The organism is Polyangium sp. y55x31 (assembly GCF_029946505.1).
Taxonomy (GTDB): Bacteria; Myxococcota_A; Polyangia; order Polyangiales; family Polyangiaceae; genus Polyangium.
Genome location: NZ_JARZHG010000046.1, coordinates 74,146 through 88,813 on the forward strand (window position 1 = coordinate 74,146; position 14,668 = coordinate 88,813).

General features: G+C 68.0%; 17 protein-coding genes. 2 read left to right on the plus strand and 15 right to left on the minus strand.

Annotated features, from left to right (window positions below; translation table 11 throughout):
* Positions 1–83 precede the first annotated feature (83 nt).
* From mnhG to QHF84_RS43905, 8 genes are all read right to left on the minus strand, one after another.
* Positions 84–416, minus strand: coding sequence for a monovalent cation/H(+) antiporter subunit G (gene mnhG, locus QHF84_RS43870; RefSeq protein ID WP_281319568.1), 333 nt, complete (start codon positions 414–416; stop codon positions 84–86).
* Positions 406–687 (minus strand): monovalent cation/H+ antiporter complex subunit F, encoded by a 282-nt coding sequence (locus tag QHF84_RS43875; RefSeq protein WP_281319569.1) that lies wholly within the window; start codon positions 685–687, stop codon positions 406–408. Before QHF84_RS43875 ends, mnhG begins: the two co-directional genes overlap by 11 nt.
* Positions 684–1,181, minus strand: a complete 498-nt coding sequence (locus QHF84_RS43880) for a Na+/H+ antiporter subunit E (RefSeq protein WP_281319570.1) — start codon at positions 1,179–1,181, stop codon at positions 684–686. The genes QHF84_RS43875 and QHF84_RS43880 overlap by 4 nt, the downstream gene beginning before the upstream one ends.
* Positions 1,178–2,692 (minus strand): proton-conducting transporter membrane subunit, encoded by a 1,515-nt coding sequence (locus tag QHF84_RS43885; protein ID WP_281319571.1) that lies wholly within the window; start codon positions 2,690–2,692, stop codon positions 1,178–1,180. The genes QHF84_RS43880 and QHF84_RS43885 overlap by 4 nt, the downstream gene beginning before the upstream one ends.
* Complete coding sequence (locus QHF84_RS43890; protein ID WP_281319572.1) at positions 2,689–3,027, minus strand: NADH-quinone oxidoreductase subunit K; 339 nt, start codon at positions 3,025–3,027, stop codon at positions 2,689–2,691. The genes QHF84_RS43885 and QHF84_RS43890 overlap by 4 nt, the downstream gene beginning before the upstream one ends.
* Positions 3,024–3,440 carry an MnhB domain-containing protein gene (locus QHF84_RS43895; protein ID WP_281319573.1) on the minus strand — a complete coding sequence of 139 codons (417 nt, stop codon included), beginning with the start codon at positions 3,438–3,440 and terminating at the stop codon, positions 3,024–3,026. The genes QHF84_RS43890 and QHF84_RS43895 overlap by 4 nt, the downstream gene beginning before the upstream one ends.
* Positions 3,437–5,755: a hydrogen gas-evolving membrane-bound hydrogenase subunit E gene (mbhE, locus tag QHF84_RS43900; protein WP_281319574.1), complete on the minus strand. Its 2,319-nt coding sequence runs from the start codon at positions 5,753–5,755 to the stop codon at positions 3,437–3,439. The genes QHF84_RS43895 and mbhE overlap by 4 nt, the downstream gene beginning before the upstream one ends.
* Positions 5,756–5,900: 145 nt before the next feature.
* Positions 5,901–7,265 carry a universal stress protein gene (locus QHF84_RS43905; RefSeq protein ID WP_281319575.1) on the minus strand — a complete coding sequence of 455 codons (1,365 nt, stop codon included), beginning with the start codon at positions 7,263–7,265 and terminating at the stop codon, positions 5,901–5,903.
* 129 nt (positions 7,266–7,394) lie between these two features.
* On the opposite strand from QHF84_RS43905, the gene QHF84_RS43910 reads away from it, so the two are divergent.
* Complete coding sequence (locus QHF84_RS43910; RefSeq protein ID WP_281319576.1) at positions 7,395–7,718, plus strand: hypothetical protein; 324 nt, start codon at positions 7,395–7,397, stop codon at positions 7,716–7,718.
* A gap of 95 nt (positions 7,719–7,813) precedes the next feature.
* On the opposite strand, the gene QHF84_RS43915 is transcribed toward QHF84_RS43910, so the two are convergent.
* Genes QHF84_RS43915 through nhaA form a run of 4 tightly spaced genes read right to left on the minus strand, consistent with a single transcriptional unit; the run spans position 7,814 to position 12,296 of the window.
* Positions 7,814–8,947 (minus strand): alpha/beta fold hydrolase, encoded by a 1,134-nt coding sequence (locus QHF84_RS43915; protein WP_281319577.1) that lies wholly within the window; start codon positions 8,945–8,947, stop codon positions 7,814–7,816.
* A 3-nt stretch (positions 8,948–8,950) separates the two neighbouring features.
* Positions 8,951–9,835: an SAM-dependent methyltransferase gene (locus tag QHF84_RS43920; protein ID WP_281319578.1), complete on the minus strand. Its 885-nt coding sequence runs from the start codon at positions 9,833–9,835 to the stop codon at positions 8,951–8,953.
* 30 nt (positions 9,836–9,865) lie between these two features.
* Positions 9,866–10,840 (minus strand): calcium/sodium antiporter, encoded by a 975-nt coding sequence (locus tag QHF84_RS43925; RefSeq protein WP_281319579.1) that lies wholly within the window; start codon positions 10,838–10,840, stop codon positions 9,866–9,868.
* A gap of 34 nt (positions 10,841–10,874) precedes the next feature.
* On the minus strand, positions 10,875–12,296 hold the full coding sequence (gene nhaA, locus QHF84_RS43930) for a Na+/H+ antiporter NhaA (RefSeq protein WP_281319580.1): 1,422 nt from the start codon (positions 12,294–12,296) through the stop codon (positions 10,875–10,877).
* A gap of 311 nt (positions 12,297–12,607) precedes the next feature.
* Here nhaA and QHF84_RS43935 point away from each other — a divergent pair, with 311 nt between their 5' ends.
* Positions 12,608–12,745 carry a hypothetical protein gene (locus QHF84_RS43935; protein ID WP_281319581.1) on the plus strand — a complete coding sequence of 46 codons (138 nt, stop codon included), beginning with the start codon at positions 12,608–12,610 and terminating at the stop codon, positions 12,743–12,745.
* Positions 12,746–12,987: 242 nt separating this feature from the next.
* Here QHF84_RS43935 and QHF84_RS43940 read toward each other — a convergent pair whose 3' ends face one another.
* The 3 genes from QHF84_RS43940 to QHF84_RS43950 form a co-directional block, all read right to left on the minus strand.
* Positions 12,988–13,527, minus strand: a complete 540-nt coding sequence (locus tag QHF84_RS43940; RefSeq protein ID WP_281319582.1) for a hypothetical protein — start codon at positions 13,525–13,527, stop codon at positions 12,988–12,990.
* A gap of 291 nt (positions 13,528–13,818) precedes the next feature.
* Positions 13,819–14,271, minus strand: a complete 453-nt coding sequence (locus tag QHF84_RS43945; RefSeq protein ID WP_281319583.1) for a hypothetical protein — start codon at positions 14,269–14,271, stop codon at positions 13,819–13,821.
* Entirely contained in the window at positions 14,268–14,519 is a 252-nt protein-coding gene (locus QHF84_RS43950) for a hypothetical protein (protein WP_281319584.1), read from the minus strand. Before QHF84_RS43950 ends, QHF84_RS43945 begins: the two co-directional genes overlap by 4 nt.
* Positions 14,520–14,668 lie beyond the last annotated feature (149 nt).

Genomic DNA, 14,668 nt, shown 5'->3' on the forward strand with positions numbered 1-14,668 from the left:
GCGTGTATGCAGCTCCGTGGCAATCGCGTCGAGTGGCGCGCACGCTGTCGTCGCCGAAGGAAGGCGGGCTCGTCGCCGGTCGGTCACTCCGTTTTCTTCGACGCAACGACGAAACGCCCGTACTCGTCCACGCGGACGGACGGACGCACCCCACGTCGGTAGGCAGCCCGCGCGAGGATGTGCGCTCCTACCGGGGCTGTCATCCCGACGAACAGCATCGCGAGCACCGCCTTCGTCACGGCGGCCTTGTCCCGCACCTCGAGCGCGAGCGCCGCAAGCAGGAACGCGAGCCCCAGCGTCGCTGCCTTGGTAGGAGCGTGGATACGGGCGTAAAAATCGCCCAATCGCAGCACCCCCAGCGAGGCCAGGAACATGAAAAAGACCCCGAGGACGACGGCGATGGCCTCAATCAGCATGGGTTCTCTCCAGATACGCGGCCAGGGACATCGTCCCCAGAAAGCCCAGAAGGAGCACTACGAGCGCCGCGTCGATGAAGACGTCGGTGTCGAACAGGCTCGAGAGGAGCAGCAGCGCGCCCACGACGTTCAGCCCGAGGCAATCGAAGGCGAGCACGCGATCGAAATGCGAGGGGCCGCGGAGGATACGAGCGAAACAGAGCGCGATGCCGACTGCGAGGACGGCGAGCGCCGGGAGCAGCACGGCGAGCTTGAAGACGTCGTGGCTCATGCCGCCCCCTGGGGAGGTTGATGGCGCCCCCCGGCGCGGCGAATCATCCTTGCGAGCCGCCCGATGCGCCGGCGGACGCCGTCCGGATCACCTCCGTAAAGCGCATGCACGTAAATGGCGCTGCCGTCGTCCTCCGCGTCGACGGTGAGTGTCCCGGGCGTCAGCGAGACGAGGTTGGCGAGCAGCGCCGTCTCGACAGGCGACAGGTCCGAGACCTCGAAACGAACGAGCGCTGGCAGGAAGGCCGGGACAGGGCGAAGGATGTCGCGGGCGAGCGTGAGGTTACTTCGCACGAGATCAATGACGAAAAATGCGAACAGACGCACGACCCAGACGGCCGTCAGAAAATACACGTGGCTGCCGCGAAGGCGCTGGAGGAATGTGATCGCGAGGAAGCCAATCCCGAATCCGACGGCCAGGCTGCGCAGCGAGAAGCTCGCCTGAATGAACATCCAGACGATGGCGAGCAGCAGGTTCAACGCGAGCGCGCTCATGGTGCCTCCGCACGGGCATCATGGCTTTCGGCTGCGCGCACGGCCGTGACGTAGGGCGTGACGTCGAGGAGCTGGGTCGCCACACGCTCGAGGCGCGAGAAGATCGGCGCGGCGAGGAGCCCCGTCGCCACGGTCATCGCCGCGAGCGCCAGCGTCGCTCCGAGCATGCCGCGGTACCGACCGCGCGAAGGGTATCGCTGGCCCTCCGGTTCACCCCAGAAGACTGCATTCCAGATCTTCAACATGGACGCCAGCGTGAACAGACCCACGAGCAGTGAGATCCCCGTCGCAACGGGTGCGCCAGCCGCCAGACCGCCGGTCACGAGGAACCACTTTCCCCAGAAACCACTCAATGGCGGCATCCCGGCGAGCGACATCGCGGCGACGAAGAAGCCCGCCGCGAGCCACGGCTGGGTCCGCGCGAGCCCCCTCACGGCGTACAGCTTACCCGATCCGCCGATGCGCTCCGCGATCCCTCCCGCGAAGATGAGGGCCGTTTTTGCGAGCATGTTGTGGATCGTGTGGAACAGCCCCGCGGCCAGCGCGAGCGGCGTAAACAGGGCGAGGCCAAAGATCATGTAGCCGACCTGGCTCACGATATGGAACGAGAGGACCCCGCGGATCGTGCTCCGGCCGAGCGCACCGAGGACACCTACGAGCATGGTCGTGGCGGCGACGGCGACGAGCGCCGGCTGCAAAACGCCTGGCGCCGCTCCAGCGAAGAGCGGGACCGTGCGAAAGAGCGTATACACGCCCACCTTGGTGAGCAGCCCGGCGAAGAGGCCATTCACGGTGACGGACGCTTCCGGATACGAATCGGGCAGCCACGCGAAGACGGGAAACAGAGCGGTCTTCACCATGAAGACCGTGAGTAAGAGCGCCGCAGCGCCCCAGAACACGTCCGGCAGGCCCGCGCTTTCGGCGCGCACGGCGAGCTCCGCCATGTTGACGGTGCCAGCCACGCCGTACATCGCGCCCACGGCCACGAGGAACAGCGCGCTCCCGACGAGATTGACGATGACGTAGGGTACGCCCATGCAAATCTGCCGGGCGCGCCCCCCCAGCGCGATCAGCGCGAACGACGCGAGGAGCATGATCTCGAAGAAGACGAAGAGATTGAAGAGGTCTCCCGTGAGGAGCGAACCCCCCACGCCGACCAGCAGGAATTGGTGCAGGGGGTAATAGTACCGACGCTCGCGCTCTCGCAGCGAGCCCGCCGCGTAGAGGAGCGTGGTATACGAGACGAGCGCCACGAAAAATAGCATCGTGGCGGCGAGCGCGTCCGCAACCCACACGATTCCGACGCGCGGGCTCCAGTTCCCGAGGGGCAGGACCAGGATCGCGCCGCTCGCCGTGCGCGCGCAGAGGAGCATCGCATTGGCGAGCAGCACGCCCCCGCTCACGAGCGAGGCCGCCTGCTGAAGCCGCGCCCGGCCTGTAAGCGTTAGCAGGAGCGCCGCCGTGACGAGAGGCAACGCGACCGGGATCAGGACGAGCAGCGCAGCCATCATGTCTCGTCGTCTCCCTCGACGTCATCGCGCCCGGAGGCCTCGTGGAGCCGCGTGGAAAGGGCCACCAGGAACGCGGCCATTCCTAGGCCGATGACGATGGCTGTGAGGATGAAGGCCTGGGCCAGGGGATCGGCGAAGGGGCTCCCGCTCGCCCCCTCGCCGAGGAGCGGCGGCGCCGCTCGCGCAGGCAGCCCCGCGGCGGTGAGGACGAGAAGATTGACGCCGTTCGACAGGAGCAAAAAGCCGATCACCATCCGCTGCAGATTGCGAGAGAGCATGAGGTAGAGCCCACATGCGACGAGGATACCGGCCAGGATCGCGGCGAGGGCAATCATCGCGGCTCCTCCTCGGCGAACGCGGCGAGCGCCGTGATCGTCGAGCCGACCACCACCAGAAACACGCCGACGTCGAACAGAAGTGTCGTGGAGAGGTGGAGCGCGCCATGGCCAGACCCGATGTCGAAATGAGAATGCGTGAGGAACGGTTTGCCAGCGGCGACGGCGACGAGCCCGGTCCCCGCGGCGACGAGGAGCCCGATCCAAACGGAGCGGAGGACGCGCGGCCTCCGCCTACGCTTGTGCGGGGCGACGTTCGCGAGCGCGTGGAGGATCACGGCGGCCGATGTGACGAGCCCGGCGACGAACCCACCGCCGGGCGCATCGTGGCCCCGGAGGAGCAGGTACACGGCGAAGAGGACGGCCACCGGGAGCACGCCCCTCGCCACCTGGCGCAGGAGAAACGAATTCACGCTTCCTCCGCTCGGGCCCGGGCACGTTTTGCGCGGAGCGCCACGACACCGATCGCGGCAACGGCGAGCACGGTGATCTCTCCGAGCGTGTCCGCGCCACGGAAATCGACCAGGATGACATTCACCACGTTACGCCCCTTCGCTTCGGGCAATGAAAGCGCGAGCTGCTCCGCGCCCGCCGGATGACCGGCCGGATGGATGCCCGAAGCCCAGGCGAGGACCGCCATCCCGAGCCCGAGCGCAGCCGCGAAAAAACCGTGGGCGACGCGCCGCCCGCGCGAGCGCTCGTCGGGGCCGAGGCGTGGGAGCCGTTGAAAGACGAGCAGGAGCAGAATGAGCGAGACCGTCTCGACCAGGATCTGCGTGAGCACGAGGTCCGGAGCCCGGAAGAGGACATAAAAGACCGCGAGACCATAGCCGGCCGCGGCCATGAAAATGATTTTGGAGACGCGATCCTGGACGAGCACCGCGAGCACGGCGCCCGCGGCGATGATCGCGGCAGGCAGCGGCGCGGCGAGGAGATCGACGGACCAGGAGGTCTGCGCCCCGCGGAGGCGAGGGAACGAGCCTTCGCACAGGGCGGCGGCGGACGCGGCGGCGCCAAAGAGGAGCATGACGGCCAGGTATCGCGAATGCCCGCCCGCCTGTGCCGCGCGACTGAATGCGCTCGAAGCGCCGAGGAGCGTGGAGGCGAGGCGATCGAAGGCGAGCTCCGTCTCCGCTTGGGCCGGCACCCGTGCATACCGCCTCCACAGGAGATACCCCGCGATCCCGATTCCGAGGGTCGAGACGCTCAGCAGAAAGATACGGTCGAGGTGGTGCCACACGGCGAACCACGCGGGCCAATCGGTCCCCGGCTCGAGCACGGAGCCGAGGAGCCACCCCGGGGCAATGCCGCCGATCACGTGGGGCAGGAGGAGAATGGCGGGCACCACGAGCAGCCATCGCGAGATCTCGCTCCGCGGATAGCCGCGCCAATCAGGCGGCAGCTCGGGCCCCCAGAACGTGCTCACGAAGAGCTTGAGCGCGTAGACGACCGCCATCGCGCCTCCCAGGACGGCCGCGGCCACAGCGGCGACGGCGCCCGGGAAGCGGGCATCGAGGAGCGCTTGGAGGAATACCTCCTTGCTCATGAAGCCGAGCACGAAGGGGAAGCCCCCCATCGTGAGGGCGCCGATCCCGATGAGTACGCCGCCGATCGGCTCACGCCGGAACCAGCGTTCCTCCTTCAGGATCGAGAGATCACGCGTCCCCGAGGCCTTCTCCATCCACCCGACGAGGAGGAACAGCGCAGACTTGTAGAGGGCGTGGCTCGTAATGGCGAGGAGCTCCCCGCGCACGATGCCCCCGTGAACGTCGGCCGGCGGATAAATGCCATAAAGCGCCGTGAGGACGCCGAGGTTCGCCACGGTGCTGTGAGCGAGGAGCTTTTTCAGATCCCAAGCGCGCACTGCATTCCATCCGCCGACGAGAAACGTCGTGAGTCCGACGGTGAGCAAAATGGGCTGGAACGCGGGCGACGCGCCGAAGATCGGCGATAGCCGGCCCACCAAGAAGATTCCAGCCTTCACCATGGTGGCGGAGTGGAGGAAGGCGCTCACCGGCGCGGGGGCGGCCATCGCGCCCGGGAGCCAAAAATGGAAGGGGAACTGGGCCGACTTCGTGAACGCGCCGACCAGCATGAGCAGAAGCGCGACATCACGCGCCGGGCTCGCCATGATCCGTTCCGCGCGCGCGGGCATGCTGGACAGGTCGTAGGTCCCGGCGATCTGCCCGAGCACGAGGATACCGGCGAGCAAGGAGAGCCCACCGGCCCCCGTCACGAGGAACGCACGAATGGCGCCGGACCTCGCCTCCGGGGCGGCGCCGTCCATTCCAATGAGGAGGAAGGACGCGAGGGTCGTGAGCTCCCAGAAGACGAAGAGCAGCAGGAGCGAATCCGAAAGAACGATCGCGAGCATGGCGCCCATGAACGCGAGCAGCACAGCCCAGAACCGAGGCGTGGCGTTCCTCCCGAGATAGGCGCGGCTATACTGGACGATGCCGAGGCCCACGCCCGCGACGAGCAGAACGAAAAACGCCCCGAGGTGATCCAGGCGGAGGCTCGCCGTCATGCCCGCGGACGGAAACCAGGCGATGGGGACAAGAACCGTCTCCCCCCTGCCGGCCGCCGCCGGCCAGCGGGGGACGGACAGCGCGAGCACGAGCGCCGGCACGAGAAGGGCGAGCCGCCCAGCCCAGCGTGACGAGAGGACGAGCGCGGCAGCGGCGCCCACGAAGGGAATGGCAACGATGGCGATGAGTATCGTGTGCACGGCCCCCCGTCCGCTTCGACGCCGCATTCCTGGGCCACCCCGTTCCGGAGAGGATCGGGCCCAGCGCAGAAGCCCGCGGCCGCACGGCAGTTAGGAAGAAGCGTGCCGGGCGAGGCCCGCGCAGGAGAGCGGGCAGCCGAAGCGTTCAGGCGGCGTCTGCTGCTCGCGGCGGTACAGCTCGGCTGCGCCTTCGTCCACCCCCCGTATGGCGACAGGCCACCCGAGCCAAGACCCCCGTGCGTCGCACGCGGTGGACCTTGCTTGGGACGTAGTCCGGCGGGACGCACACGACACCGCCCGGTAGGGGGGCTCGAAAGAGGCTGCGCCACACGCGTGTCGACCATGGGCGCTCGCGCGGCAAGTCGCTAGGGACCACGACGAGATCGATGGCCTCTTGTCGTGCGAGCTCTTCGACCGCGCGCGCGTCCTTTACGCGGGTCTCCGTGATGCTCACCCCCAGCCGACGGAGGTCGTCCCGCAATGCATCGAGCGCGTCGAGGGGGGCCTCGCGGCGTGTGCCGCGATAAGGGTGCGCCGGTGCCTCGGCGCCGCCGTCCGAAGGGCTCTCCTGGCATTCGTTCGACGAGACATGAGCCAGTAGGGCTTCGCAGGGGCGGCCGCGCTGGAGCTCGGCGAGCCAGCCCAGGGCGGCCCGCGATCCCGGAGAGCGGCCCAGCGCGACCATGACGCGCAGGAGGTAATCACCACGGGCCCACCGAAGCAGCCCGTCCGCATCGTGAATGAGCAAGATTGGAATGGACGCGGCGCGGGCAATCCTCACGGCGAGCCTGCAGGAAGGTCGCCCGCTCACGGCTCCGGGATGGGGGGCCAACACGATCAAGCGCGCGTGGTGGAGCGCGGCGATCCTCGGCAACTCCACATGCCAGGCGCCGGCAGCGAGCTCGGGCGCCACCCGGATCCCGAGCCGCCGCAGCCCAGCGGCCTCGCCGCAGATCCGCCTGCCATGCGACTCGAAGAGGGGGTTGTGTTCGTCAGCGACGACGAGCTCGGCCCCGAGCTCGTCGATGACGTGAACGAGGTGCAGCTCATCGCCGAGCAGCAATGCGAGGGCAGCGGCAGCCTGGTTGGCTTGCTGGTTGTCGGGCCCCAGCGTGGTACCGCAGACGATCGACATGGAGACATGGACTGCAACCACCGTGCCCTGAAGCTCGCCCGGACCGCACAGCGGCTCGAACAGGTGAACGCCAACGCTGCGCCCGATAATCTGGTCCCTCGGCCTCGCGCGTCTGGGCTTTCCGGAGGACGAGATGTAAACCGGCGACGAATTGGGGTGACCGGGTGCAACGCCTGGTTTGCGAACCCACGCGAAGTCGTTCCTTTCGGGTGAGGCGGGCCTGAAGCCCAGGACTCTCCCCCGATCGCCGACGATGTCGATCAGCACATCCAAGTCGGTGCCTGCGCCTTCGCGGTCGCAGGTCCTGGTCTCGATCTCGTAGAGATCGGCAAACGCCAGAAGCGTAAAGAGGCATCCTTTTGGCAATGGTCCCATTTCTCATGACGGAGCCCCCTTTCGTTCCACGGATGAGCATGCCTTCGCGAGCGTTCGCTCTCGTAGCTCGCGGCGCTGCCCGATGGCGAGCGCCCACCTGACGACGAGCTCGAGCAGACCGCCGAGGCCATGGCAACCATCGCCAGCGCCCCCTCGTTCACGAGTTTCCTGGGCTCCAATCCGGATCCATTCCTGCGTGCCGTCCGCTCCCCCGTGCTCGCCCTCGGCGGCTCCCTGGATCTCCAGGTGCCAGCACGTGAGCACCTCGCGGGCATCGCGTCCGCGCTCCGGGCCGGCGGCAACACGCGTGCGGAGGTGATCGAGCTGCCAGGGCTCAATCATCTGTTTCAGACCGCTGTCACCGGGGCCATCGAGGAATACGAGCAGATCGAGGAGACCTTCGCCCCCGCGGCCCTGCAACGGATTGCCGCATGGCTCTCGGTATGGGGATGAGGAACGGGAGGACGTGACGAACGCCTCGATGGCGGCGACGAGCAGGGCATCGCGGTGCTGGAAGTCTGCGCGGCAGCTCACGCGGCGTGCTTCCGTCAGGCGGGCGAGAAGGTTTGCGTAAGCCAGCCGCAGAGCCCCGCTGTCGCCAGCGGCAGGTTCCCCATCTGGCAGTGCTGGTCTGCGCTCTCGGCGGCGGTGAAGATCTGGATGGTCACGGGGGCGGCGGTGAGCGCGCGCTCCTGCATGGTCGCGAGCGCAGGGGGCTGGAATCGGTCGTGTTCTCCGGCGAAGAGCAGCGTCGGCACGGTGACACGCTCCGAGCCGAGGTGTTCCGCGTTCATCCCCAAAAACCAGCGCGCCGCCGCGACCGGCTCCTCCGTGCGGGTCATCCAGTTCGCCTGGGCCACGACGTGCCGGAGGATCGGAAACATGCGCATCCTCCAGCGGATCGTCACGTTCATGAACCTCGTCCAGCCCACCATCCGACGGACGAATCCGGCGGCGAACCGAGGGAATCTGCCCAGCCAATCGTACACCGGCGACCAGGAGACCACGGCGTCAATACGCGGCTCGCGCGAGGCCGCCCGGATTGCCCAGTACCCTCCCATCGACATCCCGACGAGTGCCGCGCGCTTCACCCCGAAATGGTCCAGCACGGCCGCTACGGGCCGCTCCCAATCGTGGGTGTGCGGAACGCCGTGGCGCGTACGGGCGCCTCCCTGGCCGGGCCCGTCGAAGGCGACGGCGTCGAAGCCGGCCTCCGAGATGCTGCGCCAGATCGGGAAGAACTCCTCGATCACCGAGTCGAACCCGCCGAATACCAGCACGGTGCCTCGGCGGGCGCCTACCGCGGGGCGGGTGAGCGCGGGCAGCGAGGCGCCCTCGTACGGCACCTCGTGGCGCGTGATGCCCTCGTCGGCGACTGCGCGATCCCAGAGCCTTCGGTATCGCTCGTACGCGGCGACCTGCTCGTCGGAGGGGCGCGGGGTGAAGAACTCGGCCAGCCGGGCGCATCCGGCCGCCTCTGTCCACCGACCCTCACGCTCGGCTACATCGGCGAGCGCACCGAAAACCGCGGGAACCTCGACCGGCCGCGTGATCTGGACAGCCCCACGCTCGGCGGTCACCCGAGGCAGGGTGCCCAGCGCGTGAGCGCGGTTGAGCTGGTAATTCATGAAATCGTTCGGGTGAAAGCGCTTGAATCCGATCGGGAGCTGAGGAGTGGGCATGGCTCAACCTCCGGAAAGTTTCTCGGCGTAGACGAACCGCTCGATCTCCGACGCAGACAAGGCACGACCCGACGGCTGGATGTACCTCGCGAAGTATTCGCTGGGGCCGACCTGCTCACGCTCGGTCCAGCCGTATGTGCGGAGCAGGCCGTCCACGCTCTCGGGCTCGATGCCGAAGTGCCACACGTCGTGTCTCTTCATGTCCTGGTGGATCTGCTCCGCGCCGTAGAAGTTGGTTCCGGCCAGGAAGTCCTTGCGGATGTACGTGAAGATCAGGCGACTGCCGGCGGCAGCCTTCGACAGGAACCCCAGGGTCTTGCGAAAGCCTTCCTCGGTCAGGTACTGGGTGACGGCCTCCCAGACGAACATGGCCCGCGCCTCGAGACGAAAGCCGTTCGCTTCGAGGGCGCTCCCGAGAGCATCGATCTGGAAGTCGACCGGGATCAAGGTCACGTGCTCGGGCACCCGGCCGTAAATCTTCTGCAATCTCTCCTGCTTGTAGGTGATGTTCGCAGGCAAATCGACCTCGAAGGCTGAAACACCTGCCGGGGCGATCAGCCGGTACGCCCGGGTATCGAGGCCGGCGCCGAGGATCACGAACTGCGTGATTCCGGCATCGATGGCCTCGACGACTTTGTCGTCGGCATATCGCTTCCGGCAGAGGACGCCGCCCCAGATGCCCGGAGCCTTCTTTTCCGTCGCGTTGATCCCGAGGTTGCGCATGAAGGTCCACTTGCATGCATGCACCCCGAGTCTCAGGCCGGGCGGCAAGAAATGCACGGCGAGGTCGTCCCGGATGAGCCGCTGGGCCTCGGGGTAATGCTGTTCGACGGCTGCAATGACCATCGGACCGAATGCCGTCTGTGCTGCGGGCGGGTGCTTTGCCATGGTCAACTCTTTTGCTGGGCGCGCAGGGGCTCAGCCTCGCACCACGGTCACGACAGTGAACGCCACGTAGAGGCCGACCGCGACCGCCCCCTCCAGGCGTGAAATGGTCCGTTCCCTCCGGATGAACATCGCCCCGAGCCCCGTCATCACGAGCAGCCCCGCGAGATCCAGCCCGAGCGTCCCCAGCGGCGCATGCACCGGGCCCGCCAGCGCCGCCGCGCCGAGACAGAGGAACGTATTGAAGATGTTGGAGCCCACGACATTACCGATGGCGATGTCGGCGTTTCCACGTCGAGCGGCGATCACCCCCGTCACGAGCTCCGGCAGCGAGGTCCCCACCGCGACGATGGTGAGCCCGACGAGCCGATCGCTCATCCCGAGAGCGCGCGCGACCGAGACCGCGCCGTCGACGAAGATGTCGCCCCCAAGGAGCAGGATCAGCAAGCCGACGCCTGCCGTCGCCGCGGCGCGCAGGGCGCCCCCGCGTTTTGGGGCGCCGGCCTCGTCGGCGGCCCGCTCGGCGGCGGCCGTGTCCGCCCGGGCCTCGGCAACGATCGAAGCCGAGCGCGCGGCGCGGATCATCCACCCGGTGTAGGCGAGGGCGACGAGAAGAAGCCCGGCCGCTTCCCAGCGGCGCACGGCATCGTCGAGGAGCAGCAGCGGGACGAGGAGCGCGCTCGCGACGAACATCGGCAGCTCGCGCTGGCGGAGCGTCCCGTCCACCCGTGCCGGCCGGATGAGCACGGCGAGGCCGAGGATAAGACCGATGTTCACGATGTTCGAGCCGATGACGTTGCCGAGCGCCACCTCGCCGTGCCCGTCGATCGCCGCCTGCACGCCCACAATGACCTCGGGCGCCGACGTCCCGTAAGCGACGACTGTGAGGCCGACGAGGATCTGCGGCACGCGCAGAGCGAGGGCTAGCGCGGACGCGCCCCCGACGAACCACTCCGCACCGAAGTACAGGAGCACCCCGCCCCCGACGAGCTCCACCCACGGGCTCACGTGTCTCCCCGCGTGTGATGTGTGTTCGTCATGATCACACCTCCGTCGAGCTCTCCGCCTCGTCGGCCGTCTGCGCGGCGCCGGCCGTCTCCACCGGCGCGAGGAGCAGCCGACCGAGGCTGAGGCCGAGGATCGCCGCGCCGCCGCTCGCAGAAAGCACCCCGAGCTTCGCTGCGGCGAGGAGCTTCGCGTCGAGGAAGGCGAGCTGCGCGATGAACAGCGCCATCGTGAACCCCACGCCAGCGACGACGCCGAGCACGACGAGGTGGCGCGCGGAGAGGCCAACAGGGAGCGTCCCGATCCGCAGGCGTAACGTGATCCAGCAAGCGAGGAGCACGCCAATTGGCTTGCCGACGACGAGGCCCACGGCGACCGCGATCAGGACACGCCATGAGGAAGGATCGAGCGACCCGCCCGAGACGGCGACTCCCGCGTTGGCGAGCGCGAACAAGGGCATGATGCCGAAGGCCACCCACGGATGGAGCGTCGTGATCAGGCTCTCGGCAGGCGACATGGCTTCACGTCGCGCGAGGTCCACGTGTCGCAGGGTCCCGGCGAGCTCGTGCGACGAGAGCTCGCCGGGCGTGGACGTCGCGAGGTGATCGAGCTGGTTGCGTATGCCGGCGATGAACCCGTCCGGCCCGAGCCACGCGCGCACCGGCGTCACGAGCCCGACGATCACACCGGCGATCGTCGGATGAACCCCCGCCACGTAAATGCCGGCCCACGCGACGATGGACGGCACGATGTAGGCGAGCTTCGACCGTACGCCGAAGCGCTGCATCACGAACACACCGCCAAACCCCGCCGCGGCGATCACGAACCCCGAGATCGAGACGCCCTTCGAGTAGAAGAGCGCGATCACAACGATGGCCCCGAGGTCGTCGATGACGGCGAGCGCGAGCAGAAGCACACGCAGCGCTGCGGGAACGCGTTTGCCGAGCAGCGTGAGGATACCGACGGCGAAGGCGATGTCGGTCGCCATGGGCACGCCCCAGCCCGAGCGGGTCGCGGGGGCGCCAGCAAAGGTCAGATAAAGCGCCGCTGGCGCGAGCATCCCGCCCAGCGCCGCCGCGGCGGGCAGCGCCGCGCGCCGCCACTCGGAGAGTTCGCCGTGGTGGATCTCGCGCCGGATCTCCAGCCCCACGACGAAGAAGAAGATCACCATGAGGCCGTCGTTGACGAACCACTCGAGCGGGCGCTCGAAGGTGAACGCGCCGATGCGGATCCCCAGCGGGGTGTGCCAGAGATGGGCGTAATTGTCGGCCCAGGGAGAGTTCGCCCAGACGAGTGCGAAGGCCGCCGCGACGAGGAGCAAAATGCCGCTCGCGGCCTCGATCTGGAGGAAGCGCTCGAGCGGCCGACCTGCGAGCCGCGTGAGCCGCAAGAGCGGCTCCCAGGCTTCGGGAGGCGACGAAGGAAGGGGGCTCCGCCCCTGGGTGTGCGTGGTCGACATGCTCGATCCCTCGCCGGCAGATGCGCCGGCTGGGATGGCGGCCCGACCATCCTGGATCCTGCAGCGACGGTCGCTGCACCCTTCGTCGAAGAACCGCGCGCACTATCGCACGGTTCTGCATGCACGTCGAGTAGGGCGTGGCTCGGTCGAGGCTCAAGAGCTACGACGTGCGAGGTCCTTGTGCTGGCGCGTCTTCCTCGGGGAAACCCTGGACGCCGATCTGCTCGAAGCGAGCAAGGGCGACGGCGCGCACTTCGGCCGCCCGCTGCGGGTGCTCCCGAACCGCGAGGGAAAGAGGGGCGCGGTTGATCGTGAACGACATGAGCGAGGTGAACATCAACGCCGAGTTCGTGCCGCGCTACACCGCAGCGAGGAAGCGGCTCGACACGATGGTGACGGGGGTCGACGCCTACAACTTTCCGAAGGACTTTCCCCGCAGCCGAAGGTAGTTTCTGCCAGTATCTGTGGCCGAATCACGCGGGACGACGAGGAGTTCTGTCACGCGGGTCTGGCCGTGTTTTACGAGGAGGGGCGCGGTGTTCCGAAAGACGTGAACATCGCATTGAGGCACGCCAACCTCGCCAGGCCCCGACTTTACGCGACGCCTGCGATGTTGCGTTACTTCCGCCTGCTCCGCCAGAAGTCGCCGCCGCTATCGAAAGAAGAACTCACTGCACCTTGCATACGTTTGCTATCCCCTCGCCCCCATCCTCTTCGTCTCGCCCTTCTGCCCCTTCGACGACGGCGTTCCCCGCCGCGCCCCCGTCCTCCTCGAAGGCGCCGTCCCCCTCTCCCGCTGGCTCTCCGTCGCACTCGGCAACGTCGGCGGTGGCACGTCCTTCCCCCACCGCGATGCAATCGTCTGCACCCGCAGACAAGCATCCTGGATCTCCTCCCCCGTCTTCGCCCCGGCGCCCAGCGCGTACGCCAGCGCCGCGACGAGCGCTGCATCCGCCAGCCCCAGCACCCCCAGCGCATCGTCCATCGCGCGCGCCCCATCCGCTTGCCGTCTCTCGTCCACGGCGAGGCTGAGCGCATCGACCGATGCCCGCACAATTCGCACGAGATCCAGCGCGCTACGCGCCGTCATCCCGTCGAGCACCGGCTCGTGCTCCTGGAGCAATCCCCCCATGAACCCGAGCCCCATTCCCTCGAGCGCCGCGGGCGCGCCGGTACGCAAGAGCCACGTGACGAGCTCGAGCGGACCATTGCGACGTTTTCGCTGTTCCATGACCCAACCTTCTTCTGTGACGTAGATCATGCCCCTCACCGTGAAGCTCGCCGAGCTCCGGGCGCCGTCGGGGCCGACTTGGTGGCGGAGACGGAGCGGACGCCGGTGCGACCGCGTGTGCCCATCGGACAGCTCCGGCGCATCGAGCCGGGCGCTGCGCTGCGTGGCGGGTGCGTTGCTGCATGACCGTTCCCCCGTGTCCAAAGCCCTCATCCCCCTTACGCTGTGCGCGTGTAGTGATCACGATTGCACATGCATTCCAACCGGGCCAAGTTCGTGCCTTGTAACCAGTTACTGGGCGCGATACCTCGCCGGGCTCTCGTGACGCTGTTTCTTCCCCACGAGTTCGAGGACCAGCCCGCGGCGCAGAACCGCATCGAGATCCCGCCCCGTGGGCGCCCCGAGCGTTAGCGGTTCGGATACCCGCACCCGAAGACCGCCATCTCGGAGTACGAGCTGCCACGCCGCGGCAGCCGCCTTCAGCCCTTGGGCCGTCCTCGGCGCCGTCACGATCCATCGCCGATGGACCTGACGCCCGACGGCGAGCTCGACGCCGAGGTGCGGTATCTGGATCCGCACGAGCCCCGGCACCGCCTCGCTCGTCGACCACCGCTCGAGCACGATGAGCGCTGGTTCATTCGCAATTCGCGCCCCGACGATCATCCGCACCCGCAGAAGCGTCGTCCTCGACCAGCCCTTCGCACGCCGGCAGCGCCGCCACGGCCGCCGCCGGCAGGCGCTCATGATGTCCCTCCGCATCCCACGTCCCCCTTTTGCAATGCTTCGATCACGACCTTGTAAACGGCGCTCGTCTTCGCAGCCGCCGTTTGCACCTTGAGCCGCGTGCACGCCTCGTTCGCGGCGTCGAGGGCCTCGAGCACCCGCTCCGGTCCAGCGCCGCGCTCGCGCGCCAGCGCCAAGAGCTCGCTCGCGAGCCGTGCGTGCTCGCCGAGCTCCGCGAGCTCGGGCCGCGCCGCCAAACCCTCCAACACGCGCACAGCGTCACGAGGCAAATTGACCTTGGCGACAGGGGGCTTGGGGGGATGCGCCAGAGCTGATGTGGGGATCCGGAGAACCGGCGCTCGTGGCGCGGGCGGCATCTTCCGGCCCACGGTCGCGCCGACCTGGTTCAACGCCGGTG

Excerpts from the sequence above, each read along its gene's own strand:
- mnhG (WP_281319568.1), bottom strand. The coding sequence starts at position 416 with ATGCTGATTGAGGCCATCGCCGTCGTCCTCGGGGTCTTTTTCATGTTC.
- QHF84_RS43875 (WP_281319569.1), bottom strand. The coding sequence starts at position 687 with ATGAGCCACGACGTCTTCAAGCTCGCCGTGCTGCTCCCGGCGCTCGCC.
- QHF84_RS43880 (WP_281319570.1), bottom strand. The coding sequence starts at position 1,181 with ATGAGCGCGCTCGCGTTGAACCTGCTGCTCGCCATCGTCTGGATGTTC.
- QHF84_RS43885 (WP_281319571.1), bottom strand. The coding sequence starts at position 2,692 with ATGATGGCTGCGCTGCTCGTCCTGATCCCGGTCGCGTTGCCTCTCGTC.
- QHF84_RS43890 (WP_281319572.1), bottom strand. The coding sequence starts at position 3,027 with ATGATTGCCCTCGCCGCGATCCTGGCCGGTATCCTCGTCGCATGTGGG.
- QHF84_RS43905 (WP_281319575.1), bottom strand. The coding sequence starts at position 7,265 with ATGGGACCATTGCCAAAAGGATGCCTCTTTACGCTTCTGGCGTTTGCC.
- QHF84_RS43910 (WP_281319576.1), top strand. The coding sequence starts at position 7,395 with ATGGCAACCATCGCCAGCGCCCCCTCGTTCACGAGTTTCCTGGGCTCC.
- QHF84_RS43915 (WP_281319577.1), bottom strand. The coding sequence starts at position 8,947 with ATGCCCACTCCTCAGCTCCCGATCGGATTCAAGCGCTTTCACCCGAAC.
- QHF84_RS43920 (WP_281319578.1), bottom strand. The coding sequence starts at position 9,835 with ATGGCAAAGCACCCGCCCGCAGCACAGACGGCATTCGGTCCGATGGTC.
- nhaA (WP_281319580.1), bottom strand. The coding sequence starts at position 12,296 with ATGTCGACCACGCACACCCAGGGGCGGAGCCCCCTTCCTTCGTCGCCT.
- QHF84_RS43940 (WP_281319582.1), bottom strand. The coding sequence starts at position 13,527 with ATGGAACAGCGAAAACGTCGCAATGGTCCGCTCGAGCTCGTCACGTGG.
- QHF84_RS43945 (WP_281319583.1), bottom strand. The coding sequence starts at position 14,271 with ATGAGCGCCTGCCGGCGGCGGCCGTGGCGGCGCTGCCGGCGTGCGAAG.